The following is a 12,960-nucleotide window of genomic DNA, read 5'->3' as shown; positions in this document are numbered from 1 at the left end:
GATTGATGACTATTGCTGACCAAGGGCTATGAACCAAGGACTACGAAGGACAGGGCCGCATGACGCACATCCATCCCACCGCCGCACGCTTCCGCGCTCTCGTCGAGCAGGGCGATCTCGACGCTCTGGAGGAGTTGTTCACTCCGGATGTCCGGCTCTACAGCCCGGTCAAGTTCACGCCCTTCGAAGGACGGCCCATGGTGCTCGGGCTCTTCGGCGTGCTGCTGCGCACGTTCGACGACTTCCGGTACGTGGGTGCGTACACGGGCGAGGCGCAGACCAGCGTCGACGGCACGGAGGCCGAGTCGAACGTGCTGCTGTTCCGCACCACCGTGGACGGCAAGGAGATCCACGGCATCGACCTGCTGCACTTCGACGACGAGGGGCGGATCAAGGAGTTCACCGTGATGGTGCGCCCGCAGTCGGCGGTGCAGACGCTCGGGCAGGCGGTCCACGAGGGACTCGTCGCGGCCGGCCTGGCCCCCGCGCCCCGGTAACGCCTCCGGCGACGCGTCTGCGCCGGACGAAGGATTCCGTCACCTGCCCGGCGGCCGTCCGCATGCGGTCCCCGCCCGCGCCGCGTTGGCTCTTCGTCAGGTAGCACGGGCCGTTCCCCGACTCCGGCGGCGCATGGGTTGTACCGCCTCCCGTGCACCGGAGGGCAGACTCATGCGTACCACTCAGATATCCGTCCGCGCCGGCCTGATCGCCACCGCCGCCTCGCTGCCGCTGCTCGTGGCCGCGCCGTCGGCGTTCGCCGCCGGCGACCTGACCGTCACCGCCACGGGTTCCACGGTGCGGGCCACCACCGGCGCGTGCGCCGACGGCGGCACGGCGTCGCTGATGAACGCCGCCAACGCCAGCTTCGCCGGAGGTCAACAGGCGGAGCTGGTCAACGGCAGCGCGACGTGGCAGAACGTCGGCGCCGGTTCGTACACCGTGCTCGTCTCCTGCAAGGACGGCACATCGGTCGGGCCGCAGACCGTCACTGTCGGCGCCGCGCCGACGACCTCCTCGACGGCCGCGCCCGCACGCGGCGTCCGTGGCGGGCTCGGCGGCGGCACCGAGGACCGGGGCACGCTGACGCTCGTCGGCGGCGGCACCCTGGTGGCCGCGGCGGCGGCCGGCGGCGGCATCTGGTACCTGCGCCGTCGCGCGGCGGCCGGCCGTACCTGACCGGCGTCGGGACCACGACCCGCACGGCGCCGTCGACTGCCGCCCATCCGCGACCACCGCGGGTGGGCGGCAGCCGCGTGCGGAGGCATCCGCGCCCGTACCCTGGGGCCCCCGCCCGCATGCCCGGGGCGCCCATGTCCCCATGCCCCAGGCACCCTTGCCCGCCCCGGCGAACCGACTTACCGTCCTCCCAGCCGACAGGGAGGGCGCGTTCATGCCACGACCGCTCAGCGTTCAGCTCTACACCGTGCGTGATCAGCTCGTCGCCGACCGGGAGGGGACGCTGCGCCGCCTCGCCGGTCTCGGGTACGGCGCCGTGGAGGCGTACGACGTGCTCGGCGACCCGAAGGGGCTGCGGCGGATCGTCGACGACCTCGGGCTCACCGTGTCCGGCACGCACGCCGTGCAGCTGCTCGGCCCGGAACCGGGCCCCGTCCTCGACGCGGTGGCCACCCTCGGCACCGACCTGGCGATCGTGCCCGCGGGCATCCCTCCCGAGGAGTTCACCTCGCGCGACGGCCTCGCCCGGACCGCCGACCGCCTCAACTCCCTTTCCGACGTGGCCCGTCGGCACGGCATACGCATCGGCTACCACAACCACTGGTGGGAGATCGAGCCCCGCTTCGACGACGCGGAGGCGGGGCTCCCGCACGCCGTCGACGTGCTCGCCGGCCTGCTCGACCCCGCCGTGTTCCTGGAGATCGACACCTACTGGGCGGCGGTCGGCGGCGCCGACGTCCCCGCGCTCCTGCGGCGCCTCGGTGAGCGGGTGCGGGCCCTGCACCTCAAGGACGGGCCCGGCACGAAGGAGGACCCGAACGTGGCGGTCGGCGGCGGCACCATGCCGGTGCCGGAGATCATCGCCGCCGCGCCGGATGCCTGGCGGATCGTCGAGTTCGACTCCTGCGGCGGCGACGCCGACGCCCTCTTCGACGAACTCTCCGCCAGCCGCGCCTACCTCACCTCGCTGGCGGCGGCATGACCTCGGCACCCACCGGCACGGGGCCCGTCGGTGTCGCGATCGTCGGCGCGGGCGTCATCAGCGCCCAGTATCTGCGTACGTTGAGCGGGTTCCCGGACGTCCGCGTCCTGGCCGTCGCCGACCTCGACGAGGAACGCGCCGCCACCGTGGCCCGCACCCACGGCATACCCGTGTCGGGCGGCCCCGCCGACGTGCTGGCCCTGCCCGACGTCGAACTCGTCGTGAACCTCACCGTGCCCGCCGCCCACGCGCAGGTGGCGACGGCCGCCCTGCGCGCCGGGAAGCACGTCTACGGCGAGAAGCCCATCACGCTCGTCCCCACGGAGGCGGAGAAGCTCCTCGCCGAGGCGTCGGAGCGCGGGCTCCTCGTCGGCAACGCGCCCGACACGTTCCTCGGCGCGGGGCTGCAGTCGGCGCTGCGGGCCGTCGCGGCCGGGCACATCGGCGCTCCCGTGGCGGCGACGACGGTCACCCAGGGCCTCGGCCCCGAGGCCTGGCACCCCGACCCCGCGTTCTTCTACCAGCCGGGCGCGGGGCCGCTCTTCGACCTCGGTCCCTACTACCTGACCTCGCTCGTCGCCCTGTTCGGCAGCGTGGAGCAGGTGGCCGCGACGGCGACGCGCGCCCGCGGGGAGCGGGTCGTCGGGTCGGGGCCGAAGGCGGGCCTGGCCTTCCCCGTCGACGTACCGACGCACGTGTCGTCGCTCCTGCGGTTCGCCTCGGGCGTGCGGGCCGACTCGACGTTCAGCTTCGACTCGGCGCTCCCTCGCATCCGCTTCGAGATCACCGGTACCGAGGGCATGCTCTCCGTGCCCGACCCGAACACGTTCGGCGGGCCGCTGAAGCTGCTGCCGAACGGTTCCGACACGTGGCGCGAGTTGCCTGTGCGGGGGCGGACCGACGGGCGCGGGCTCGGCGTGGTCGACATGGCGCGGGCCGTGCGCGGGGGCGTACCCCACCGGGCGTCCGGCGCGCTCGCGCTGCACGTGCTCCAGGCGATGACGGCGATCACGCACTCCGCCCACCGGGCCGAGTTCGTTCCGCTCGCCACCCAGATCGTGCCGCCCGAGCCGCTGCCGGAGGAGTGGGACCCCGAGGAGGCGACCCTGGGGAGCGGAAGCCCCGCCACCTGATGACGGCGGCCCCGCACGGTGAGACGTTGCGCATCCGGGCCGCTCGCCCGGACCCACACAGCGCCGCGTCCGCGGCACCGGGGAGGGAGAGTCGCCGTGACGAAGGAATACAAGGGCGTCGTCTACGCGGAGAGCGAGAAGGAGGCGGAGGAGCTGCTGCTCGCCTTCTGCGACCGCATCGACTTCTCGCGGGAGTGGATCTCCGCGGCCACCTGGAAGAACACCCTGGAGATCGCCTGCACCAAGGAGAACGGCATCGACACGGCCGAGCGGGCCGTGCTCAAGGACATGCAGGACCGTCAGAGCGCGACGCAGAAGCAGGCCCGCAGGGACAAGATCTCCGGCGACAGGGACGACATCCTCGGCCAGATCGAGGGCGCCGACACCCTCGACGAGCACGCGGTCAGCATCTTCAAGCAGGTGTGCGCCCAGTACATCGACGGCGGCGGGCTCAACATGACCTTCGGGCCGAAGCTCTCCAAGGATCGCTACGACGACCTGTGCGGCCACTGGCGGCGTGTGGGCGGCATCGCGGCCGACGCCGACGACAAGGTGTTCCGCGGCTTCGACTACCTGCCGGTCGAGAACAAGGAGGAGAAGGGCAAGGGCACCACGGGCGACACGCTGGAGCGCCGCAAGAAGCAGGGCAACTTCTTCTGCACGGTGGTGAACATCCGCTTCAACATCCACATCAACATCAGCTGAGTTCCTCGATGCCAGCTGAGTTCTTCGACATCAGCTGAGTTCGTCGATCGTCCGCGTGAGCCACTGCGTCCAGAACGTCTCCAGGTCGATGCCCGCGCGCAGCACCACATGGCGCAGCCGGTCCTCGACGGCGTCCTTGCCGGGCGGGAAGTCCCGCTTCTCGATCTCCTCGTACTCGGCCAACTGCCGCTTGTGCAGGTCGAGATGGCGGTACAGGTCCTCCCGGATGCCCTGCGTGCCGACGACCGCGGCGGCACGCAGGCGCAGCAGCAGGGTGTCGCGCAGCGGTTTGGGGTCCTGGCTCGCCGCCGTCCAGCGGGCCAGTTCCTCGCGGCCCGCCGGCAGCACCTCGTACTCCTTCTTCTGCCCGCGCGTCGCGCCCTGCCGCGGCAGGGCGCGGATGGCGCCGTCGCGCTCCAGCTTGCCCAGCTCGCGGTAGATCTGCTGGTGCGTGGCCGACCAGAAGTAGCCGATCGACTTGTCGAACCTGCGCGTCAGTTCGAGGCCGGACGAGGGCTTCTCCAGGAGGGCCGTGAGGATCGCGTGCGGGAGTGACATGGGGCAATCCTAGGGACGGCAGTCCCCCTGAGGGGGCCGCCTCACAGTGCGGCGGCCAGCTCCGTGCCCTGCTTGATGGCGCGCTTGGCGTCCAGTTCGGCGGCCACGTCGGCGCCGCCGATGAGGTGCGCGGCGATCCCGGCCGCGACGAGCTCCTCGTACAGGTCGCGGCGCGGCTCCTGGCCGGAGCAGAGCACGACGGTGTCGACGGGGATGACGGACGACTCGCCGTCGACGGTGATGTGCAGGCCCGCGTCGTCGATCAGGTCGTAGCTGACGCCCGCCACCATGGCGACGCCGCGGTGGCGCAGTTCGGTGCGGTGGATCCAGCCCGTGGTCTTGCCGAGGCCCTTGCCGACCTTGGACGTCTTGCGCTGCAGCAGGTGGACGGTGCGCGGCGGCGTGGGCCGCTCGGGCTTCGTCAGGCCGCCGCGTTCGCGGTAGTCCATGTCGACGCCCCACTGCCGGAAGTACGTCGCCGGGTCCAGGCTGGCCTTCTCGCCGCCGTCGGTGAGGAACTCGGCGACGTCGAAGCCGATGCCGCCCGCGCCGATGATCGCGACCCGCTCCCCCACGGGTGCCTCGTCGCGCAGCACGTCGAGGTAGCCGACGACGCTGGGGTGGTCGATGCCGGGGATCTCGGGCGTACGGGGGGAGACGCCCGCGGCGACGACCACCTCGTCGAAGGCGTCCTGGGCGAGGTCGTCCGCGGTGACGACGGTGTTCAGTCTGACGGTGACGCCGCGCAGGTCGAGCTGGGTGCGGAAGTAGCGCAGGGTCTCGTCGAACTCCTCCTTGCCGGGGATCTTCCTGGCGACGTTGAGCTGGCCGCCGATCGCGTCGGCGGCGTCGAAGAGGGTGACGTCGTGGCCGCGTTCGGCGGCGGAGACGGCGAACGCGAGGCCTGCGGGGCCGGCGCCGATCACGGCGAGGCGCTTGCTGGTGCGGGTGGGCGAGAGCACGAGCTCGGTCTCGTGGCAGGCGCGCGGGTTCACCAGGCAGGAGGTGATCTGCAGGTTGAAGGTGTGGTCCAGGCAGGCCTGGTTGCAGCCGATGCAGGTGTTGATGGCCTCGGGCCGTTCGTCCTTCGCCTTGTTGACGAAGTCGGGGTCGGCGAGGAGCGGGCGCGCGAGCGACACCATGTCGGCGGCGCCGTCGGCCAGCAACTGCTCGGCGATCTCGGGGGTGTTGATGCGGTTGACGGTCACGAGCGGCACGGAGACCTCGCCCATGAGCTTCTTCGTCACGAAGCTGTACGCGCCGCGCGGCACGGAGGTGGCGATGGTGGGGATGCGCGCCTCGTGCCAGCCGATGCCGGTGTTGATGATGGTCGCGCCCGCCGCCTCGATCTCCTTGGCGAGGTGGACGACCTCGTCGAGGGTCGAGCCGCCGGGGACGAGGTCCAGCATGGAGAGGCGGTAGATGATGATGAAGTCGGCGCCGACGCGCTCGCGGGTGCGGCGGACGATCTCGACGGGGAAGCGGATGCGGTTCTCGTAGGAGCCGCCCCAGCGGTCGGTGCGCTGGTTGGTGGGGGCCGCGATGAACTCGTTGATGAGGTAGCCCTCGGAGCCCATGACCTCGACGCCGTCGTAGCCCGCGGACTTGGCGAGCTCGGCGGCGCGCACGAAGTCCTCGACGGTCTGCTCGACCTCGTCGTCGGTGAGCTCGCGGGGCACGAAGGGGCTGATCGGCGCCTGGAGCGCGCTCGGGGCGACCAGCTTGTCGTGGTAGGCGTACCGCCCGAAGTGGAGGATCTGCATGGCGATCTTCCCGCCCTCGGCGTGCACGGCGGCGGTGATCGCCTCGTGCTCCTTCGCCTCGGCGTCGGTGGTCAGCTTGGCGCCGCCGTCCCAGGGGCGGCCCAGCTCGTTCGGGGCGATGCCGCCGGTGACGATGAGGCCGACGCCGCCGCGCGCGCGGGTCGCGTAGAACTCCGCCATCCGCTCGAAGCCGTTCGGCGCCTCTTCGAGTCCCACGTGCATGGAGCCCATGAGGACCCGGTTGGGCAGGGTGGTGAAGCCCAGGTCGAGCGGGTTCAGCAGGTTCGGGTAACGGCTCATGCGGCCCCTCCGTACGCGGTGTCTACAGGACAGTTGTAGACCAGCCCGACGCTGTTATGCAACTAGTTGCATAAAGCGCGGCAATGCCATGTCCGAATCCCGCCAGCCCCGCCCTCGCACGAGACGCAGACTGGAGACAGGAACCGAACGCACGAGGAGAGTCCGATGACGGTCTACGCGACGATCGACAGCCCGCTGGGCGAGCTGCTGCTGGTGGGCGAGGAGTCGGCCACCGCCAAGGGCGGCACCGCGCTGGTCTCCCTGTCCGTGCCGGACCAGAAGGGCGGCGCAGTCGTCCGGGAGGGCTGGGTCCGGGACGACGCGGCGTTCGACGCGGTCACCGCGCAGCTGCGCGCCTACTTCGCCGGGAGCCTCACCCACTTCGACATCGAGTACGCCGCCGGGGCGGGCACCGAGTTCCAGCGCAAGGTCTGGGACGCCCTCGACACGGTCCCCTACGGCACCACGACCACCTACGGACGGCTCGCCGAGCGCCTCGGCCTCTCGCGCGCCGCGGTCCGCGCCCTCGGCACCGCCATCGGACGCAACCCGCTCCTCGTCGTCCGCCCCTGCCACCGCGTCATCGGCGCCGACGGCTCCCTGACCGGCTACGCGGGCGGCCTTGAGCGCAAGCGGCTGCTCCTCGACCTGGAGGCGGCATGACCACCACCACGCGCACACCCGGCGCGGCGGTCGACGCGGCGGACTGGACGGCGCTCGCCGCCGAGCTCGACGCGCACGGCTGCGCGCTCACCCCCCGCCTCGTCGACCCCGCCGGTTGCCGCCGCATCGCCGAGCTCTACGACGACGCCACGCTCTTCCGCTCGACGGTCGACATGGCCGGACACCGCTTCGGCTCCGGCCGGTACCGCTACTTCACCCACGACCTCCCGGCTCCCGTCGCCGAGCTGCGGTCGGCGCTCTACCCGCACCTGCTCGCCGTCGCCCGCGACTGGGCCGACCGCCTGGGCCGCCCGGCCCCCTGGCCCGACTCCCTGGAGGAGTGGCTCGACCAGTGCCACGCGGCCGGCCAGACCAAGTCCGCCCAGATCCTGCTGCGCTACGAAGAAGGCGACTGGAACGCCCTGCACCGCGACCTGTTCGGGGACATGGTCTTCCCCCTGCAGGTCGTCATCGGCCTGGACGAGCAGGGCACCGACTACACGGGCGGCGAGTTCCTGCTCGTCGAGCAGCGGCCGCGGGCCCAGTCGCGCGGCACGTCGACCGTCCTGAAGCAGGGCCACGGCCTGGTCTTCACCACCCGCGACCGCCCGGTCCGCTCGGCGCGCGGCTGGTCCGCGGGGCCGGTGCGGCACGGGGTGAGCACGGTGCGGTCGGGGCTGCGCAGGTCGCTGGGGCTCGTCTTCCACGACGCGGCGTGACCCTCACCGGCTCTCACGGATCGTCACGGGTCCTCGCCGAGCCCGCTGACCCGCAGCGTGATGTTCAGCCGCCCGGTCAGCCCCAGCCCGTGCGGCGCGGTACCGGGCAGCACCTTCGACACCCCGTGGTACGCGAGGCGCGAGGCCCCGCCGAAAACCACCAGGTCGCCGCTGCGCAGCTCGACGTCCGTGTAGGGCTTCGTGCGCGTCCGCGTGTTGCCGAAACGGAAGACACCCGTGTCCCCGAGGCTCAGGGACACGACCGCCGCCCCCGACTTCTCGTCGCTGTCGCGGTGCATCCCCATCCGCGCGTCGGCGTCGTAGAAGTTGACGAGGGCGATGTCGTACGGCTCCTCGACGGCGTGCCCCGCCGCCGCGGCGCCCCTGCGGCCCAGCTCGGCGAGCCACGGCGGCATCGGCTTCACCGGGGCGCCGTCCCCGTCGACGACGGTGCGCGCGTACCCGTACGGATACCAGTGCCACCCCAGGCAGACCTGCCGCGCCGTCATCGCGCCGCCGCCGGGCGTCCGGACCGTACGCAGCCCGGCGGGCGGCCGTGCCCACTCCCGGCACGCCTCGAGGAGACGCGACTGCGCTTCCGGTGCCAGCCAGTCGGGCAGGTGCACCGCCCCCGGGCCGAGGACGGTGCGGGCCCGCGGGAACAGTTCGTTCAGTACGGCCACGTCCAGTCGGCGACCTCGGGGAGGTCCGTGCCGTGCTCGCGGATCCAGGCGTGGTGGCGCGTGCGGGTGTCGGCCATCGCCTGACGCACCGTCGTCGCGCGCACGGCGAGGCCCGGGACGCGGTCGACGACGTCCATGACGAGGCGGTACCGGTCGAGGTTGTTGCGCACGACCATGTCGAAGGGTGTCGTGGTCGTGCCCGCCTCCGTGTAGCCGCGCACGTGGATGTTGGCGTGGCCGGTGCGGCGGTAGGCGAGGCGGTGGATCAGCCACGGATAGCCGTGGTACGCGAAGATCACCGGCTTGTCCGGGGTGAAGAGCGCGTCGAACTCGGAGTCCGCCATGCCGTGCGGGTGCTCCTCGCGCGGCATCAGACGGGCGATGTCGACGACGTTGACGACCCGCACGGTGAGCTCCGGCAGGTGCTCGCGCAGCAGCGCGGCCGCGGCGATCACCTCCTGCGTGGGCACGTCACCGGCGCAGGCGAGGACCACGTCCGGCTCACGCGTGCCCTGCTCCGTCCCCGCCCACTCCCAGACGCCCGCGCCGCGCGCGCAGTGGGCGCGGGCGTCGTCGAGGGAGAGCCAGTCGAAGGTGGGCTGCTTCCCGGCGACGACGACGTTGACGTAGTCGCGGCTGTGCAGGACGTGCTCGGTGACGGAGAGCAGGGTGTTGGCGTCCGGCGGGAGATAGACGCGTACGACGTGGGGGCTCTTGTTCAGCACATGGTCGACGAAGCCCGGGTCCTGGTGCGAGAAGCCGTTGTGGTCCTGGCGCCACACGTGCGAGGTGAGCAGGTAGTTCAGCGACGGGACGGGCGCGCGCCACGGCAGCGCGCGCGAGGTCTTCAGCCACTTGATGTGCTGGTTGACCATCGAGTCGACGATGTGGACGAACGCTTCGTAGCAGGAGAACAGGCCGTGGCGGCCGGTGAGCGTGTAGCCCTCCAGCCAGCCCTGGCAGAGGTGCTCGGAGAGGACCTCCATGACGCGGCCGTCGCGTGCGAGGTGCTCGTCCGTGTCGAGGGTGCGGTCCTGCCAGATCTTGCCGGTGACGTCGTACAGCGCCCCGAGCCGGTTGGACTCGGTCTCGTCCGGGCCCACGACCCGGAAGTCCCTGCGCTCCGCGGTGTCCGCCATGACCTGCGCGAGGAGGGCGCCCGCGATCCGGGTCGGCTCGTGCAGCGTCGTGCCCGGCTTGTCGACGGTGACGGCGAACCGCTCCAGCGCCGGGACGGGCAGCTGCCGGGTGAGCCTGCCGCCGTTCGCGTGCGGGGTGGCGCCGAGCCTGCGCTCGCCCTCGGGCACGCAGGACACGACCTGCTCGTTCGGCCGCCCCTCGGCGTCGAAGAGCTCCTCGGGACGGTACGAGCGCAGCCACTCCTCCAACTGCCGCAGGTGGTCCGGGTTCTCGCGGACCCCGGACAGCGGCACCTGATGCGCCCGCCACGTGTTCTCGACCGGCTCGCCGTCCACGGCCACGGGGCCGGTCCAGCCCTTGGGGGTGCGCAGCACGATGACCGGCCAGGGTTCGCGGCCCTCGGCGCCGTCACCGCTGCGGGCGGCCTCCTGGATGGTCCTGATGCGGTCGAGCGCCCGGTCCAGCGCGGCGGCCATCGCCTGGTGCATCTCGTGCGGCTCGTCGCCGGCGACGTAGATCGGCTGGTGTCCGTAGCCCTTGAGGAGCGCGTCGAGCTCGGCTTCGGGGAGGCGGGCCAGCACCGTCGGGTTGGCGATCTTGTAGCCGTTGAGGTGGAGGATCGGCAGGACCGCGCCGTCGTGCGCGGGGTCGTGGAACTTGTTGCAGTGCCAGGAGGCGGCCAGCGGCCCGGTCTCGGCCTCGCCGTCGCCGATCACGCAGGCGACCAGGAGGTCGGGGTTGTCCAGGGCGGCTCCGTAGGCGTGCGCGAGCGAGTAGCCGAGCTCGCCGCCCTCGTGGATCGAGCCCGGCGTCTCGGGCGCCACGTGGCTGGGCACGCCGCCGGGGAAGGAGAACTGGCGGAACAGCTTCGCCATGCCCTCCGCGTCCCGTGTGATGTCCGGGTACGTCTGCGTGTAACTGCCCTCCAGCCAGGAGTTCGCGAGCACGGCCGGCCCGCCGTGACCCGGGCCCCACACGCACAGCGCGTCCAGATCCCGTTCCTGGATGACGCGGTTGAGGTGGGTGTGGACGAAGTTGAGACCGGGTGAGGTGCCCCAGTGCCCGAGCAGGCGCGGCTTGATGTGCTCGGGCCGCAGCGGCTCGGTCAGCAGGGCGTTGCCCATCAGGTAGATCTGGCCGACGGCCAGGTAGTTGGCGGCGCGCCAGTGGGCGTCCAGTGCCGCCAGGCGGTCCTTCGCCACGGGTGCCACAAGGTCCTCCTCGCAGGTTCGGTGCGTACGGCTGCAGTCACGGGTGTCCCGCGGGTTCCACGAGAAGGGCGGGTTCAGTCCTGCGGGGCGCTCATGGCTTCTCCGCGTCCAGCACAGCAGCCGCGCCGGACGACCGCCACCGGGCGGCACGCACGGCGGAACACCGCCGGCCGGAACCGAACGGGTACGACGTGCACCGGAGGCGGTCAGCGGCCGCCCTTCACCGCCCGCAGCAGCACGAACTTGGGGTCGCTCGCCACGACCTCCGCGTTGCCGAAGAGTTTGCGGAGCTTCACGTGGTAGCCGAGGTGGCGGTTGCCGATGACCCACAGCTCGCCGCCGGGACGCAGCGCGGCGCGGGCGCCGGTGAACATGCGGTGGGCGGTCGCGCCGGTCGTGGCCTGGTGGCTGTGGAAGGGCGGGTTGTTCAGGACGACGTCGACCGTCCCCGGCGGTACGGCCGAGAGGGCGTCGCCCGCCACGAAGTGGGCCTTGGCGTCGTCGGCCGCGTTGGCGCGGAACGTGGCCTCGGCGGAGGCGACGGCCTGGAACGACTCGTCGATGAAGGTGACCGTGGCGTCGGGGTCGGCGGCGGATGCGGCGGTGCCGAGCACGCCGTTGCCGCAGCCCAGGTCCACGACGTGGGCGCCGCCGCGGGCGCGCGGCAGGTGCTTGAGGAAGAAGCGGGTGCCGATGTCGAGCCGGTCGGCGCAGAAGATGCCGGCGTGGTTCACGACGGTGAGGCCCGCGCCGGCCCCGGAGTCGGCGGGCAGCACGTACCGGTTGGGCCAGGGGCTGGTGCCGGCGGCGCGGGCCGGGTCGGGGGCGCTGAAGATGAGCCGCGCCTTCTGGCGGGCCAGGGAGGTCCTGGTGGGGCCGATGATCCGCTCGAAGAGCTCCAGCGTCGACGTGTGGATCTCGGTGACCATGCCGGTGCCGATGACGGCCGTGCCCTCGTGCAGGGCGGGCGCGAGCCGGTGGAGCTGGTCCTCCAGGAGGGCGAGGCTCTTCGGTACGCGGACGAGGAGCACGTCGACGCGGGCGGGCGGCGCGTCCCTGGTCGTCGACAGCCGTGCCGCGTCCGGCGCGTGGCCCGCGCGCGCGAGGTTGGCGCGGGTCGCCTGCTGTGCGAGGAACGAGTCGGTGATCTGGACCGGGACGCGCGCCTGCCCGGCGAGCACGGTGGTGAGCGCGCCCCACCGGTCGCCGAGGACGGCGACCGTCCCGGAGAGGTCGACGGTGGCGGGGAACCCGTCGGGCGCCGCGTCCTGTTCGCCCGCCAGCTGCCGCAGCAGATAGGCGTCGGCCGCCGACCAGGCGCGCAGCTGGTCGCGGGGGTCCTCCGGGAAGCGAGTGAGGTCGTACGCGCCCCATGACGTGCTCAAACGGTTCATCGTGCCCTCAGGCTAACGGAAGGGATCAGGGGGCCGGCTCGAACCAGGTGGGCTCGTCCGCCAGCGCCCGCTTGATCCGGGAGAGCGAGAACTCGTGCAGGTGCGGCAGCGCGTCCATCTCGAACCATCCGACTTCCAGCGACTCGTCGTCGTTGACCCGCGCCTCGCCGCCGACGGCACGGCAGCGCAGGGTGATGTCCATGTACTGGCACGTGTCGCCGTTGTCATAGGTGACCGGTTCGAGGGCCTGGACCAGGACCACGCGTTCGGGCACGCAGTGCACGGCCGTCTCCTCGTACACCTCGCGCACCGCGCACTGCGCGGGCTGCTCGCCCGGTTCCGGGATGCCGCCGATAGCCGACCACCTGCCGTTGTCGGAGCGCCGCCCGAGCAGCACCCTTCCCTCGTCGTCGAAGACGATGGCGGTGACTCCGGGGAGCCAGAGCAGCTGCTGGCCGGCGTCGGCGCGGATGGTGCGGATGAAGTCTGGAGTAGCCATGTTCCGACCCTAACGGCGATACGCCGCGGACCAG

Annotated in this window: 13 protein-coding genes; 7 read left to right on the top strand and 6 right to left on the bottom strand. The window is 72.1% G+C overall.

The features are described 5' to 3' along the window. The first annotated feature begins 59 nt into the window (after positions 1-59). The 5 genes from DEJ48_RS34895 to DEJ48_RS34875 all read left to right on the top strand — a co-directional run bounded on the left by DEJ48_RS34895 (position 60) and on the right by DEJ48_RS34875 (position 3,996). Complete coding sequence (locus DEJ48_RS34895; protein ID WP_150220123.1) at positions 60-497, top strand: nuclear transport factor 2 family protein; 438 nt, start codon at positions 60-62, stop codon at positions 495-497. Positions 498-669: 172 nt separating this feature from the next. Then, positions 670-1,176, top strand: coding sequence for a hypothetical protein (locus DEJ48_RS34890; protein WP_150220122.1), 507 nt, complete (start codon positions 670-672; stop codon positions 1,174-1,176). A 214-nt stretch (positions 1,177-1,390) separates the two neighbouring features. Next, positions 1,391-2,158, top strand: coding sequence for a sugar phosphate isomerase/epimerase family protein (locus tag DEJ48_RS34885; RefSeq protein ID WP_150220121.1), 768 nt, complete (start codon positions 1,391-1,393; stop codon positions 2,156-2,158). Beyond that, positions 2,155-3,291, top strand: a complete 1,137-nt coding sequence (locus DEJ48_RS34880; protein WP_150220120.1) for a Gfo/Idh/MocA family protein — start codon at positions 2,155-2,157, stop codon at positions 3,289-3,291. Before DEJ48_RS34885 ends, DEJ48_RS34880 begins: the two co-directional genes overlap by 4 nt. A gap of 96 nt (positions 3,292-3,387) precedes the next feature. Then, a complete protein-coding gene (locus tag DEJ48_RS34875) occupies positions 3,388-3,996 on the top strand; it encodes a hypothetical protein (RefSeq protein WP_150220119.1) in 609 nt (202 codons plus the stop codon). Between the two features lie 30 nt (positions 3,997-4,026). Here DEJ48_RS34875 and DEJ48_RS34870 read toward each other — a convergent pair whose 3' ends face one another. Next, positions 4,027-4,554, bottom strand: a complete 528-nt coding sequence (locus tag DEJ48_RS34870; RefSeq protein WP_150220118.1) for a PadR family transcriptional regulator — start codon at positions 4,552-4,554, stop codon at positions 4,027-4,029. A 41-nt stretch (positions 4,555-4,595) separates the two neighbouring features. Further along, on the bottom strand, positions 4,596-6,617 hold the full coding sequence (locus DEJ48_RS34865) for an NADPH-dependent 2,4-dienoyl-CoA reductase (RefSeq protein ID WP_150220117.1): 2,022 nt from the start codon (positions 6,615-6,617) through the stop codon (positions 4,596-4,598). A 165-nt stretch (positions 6,618-6,782) separates the two neighbouring features. Between DEJ48_RS34865 and DEJ48_RS34860 the strand changes: the two genes are divergently transcribed. Then, positions 6,783-7,280: a methylated-DNA--[protein]-cysteine S-methyltransferase gene (locus DEJ48_RS34860; RefSeq protein ID WP_150220116.1), complete on the top strand. Its 498-nt coding sequence runs from the start codon at positions 6,783-6,785 to the stop codon at positions 7,278-7,280. After that, the gene (locus tag DEJ48_RS34855) at positions 7,277-7,999 is read left to right on the top strand and encodes a 2OG-Fe(II) oxygenase (RefSeq protein WP_150220115.1); all 723 of its coding nucleotides are present in this window, start codon (positions 7,277-7,279) and stop codon (positions 7,997-7,999) included. Before DEJ48_RS34860 ends, DEJ48_RS34855 begins: the two co-directional genes overlap by 4 nt. 23 nt (positions 8,000-8,022) lie before the next feature. Here DEJ48_RS34855 and DEJ48_RS34850 read toward each other — a convergent pair whose 3' ends face one another. The 4 genes from DEJ48_RS34850 to DEJ48_RS34835 all read right to left on the bottom strand — a co-directional run bounded on the left by DEJ48_RS34850 (position 8,023) and on the right by DEJ48_RS34835 (position 12,926). Beyond that, positions 8,023-8,682 carry an alpha-ketoglutarate-dependent dioxygenase AlkB family protein gene (locus DEJ48_RS34850; protein ID WP_150220114.1) on the bottom strand — a complete coding sequence of 220 codons (660 nt, stop codon included), beginning with the start codon at positions 8,680-8,682 and terminating at the stop codon, positions 8,023-8,025. Then, the gene (locus DEJ48_RS34845; RefSeq protein WP_150220113.1) at positions 8,670-11,033 is read right to left on the bottom strand and encodes a phosphoketolase; all 2,364 of its coding nucleotides are present in this window, start codon (positions 11,031-11,033) and stop codon (positions 8,670-8,672) included. The genes DEJ48_RS34850 and DEJ48_RS34845 overlap by 13 nt, the downstream gene beginning before the upstream one ends. A 206-nt stretch (positions 11,034-11,239) precedes the next feature. Beyond that, positions 11,240-12,427: a methyltransferase gene (locus DEJ48_RS34840; protein ID WP_150220112.1), complete on the bottom strand. Its 1,188-nt coding sequence runs from the start codon at positions 12,425-12,427 to the stop codon at positions 11,240-11,242. 25 nt (positions 12,428-12,452) lie between these two features. Further along, on the bottom strand, positions 12,453-12,926 hold the full coding sequence (locus tag DEJ48_RS34835) for an NUDIX hydrolase (RefSeq protein WP_150220111.1): 474 nt from the start codon (positions 12,924-12,926) through the stop codon (positions 12,453-12,455). Between the last annotated feature and the right edge of the window lie 34 nt (positions 12,927-12,960).

It is taken from the genome of Streptomyces venezuelae, from assembly GCF_008642315.1.
GTDB lineage: Bacteria > Actinomycetota > Actinomycetes > Streptomycetales > Streptomycetaceae > Streptomyces > Streptomyces venezuelae_D.
The sequence above is the reverse complement of the archived record's forward strand: the minus strand, read 5'-3'. Positions and strand labels throughout refer to the sequence as shown.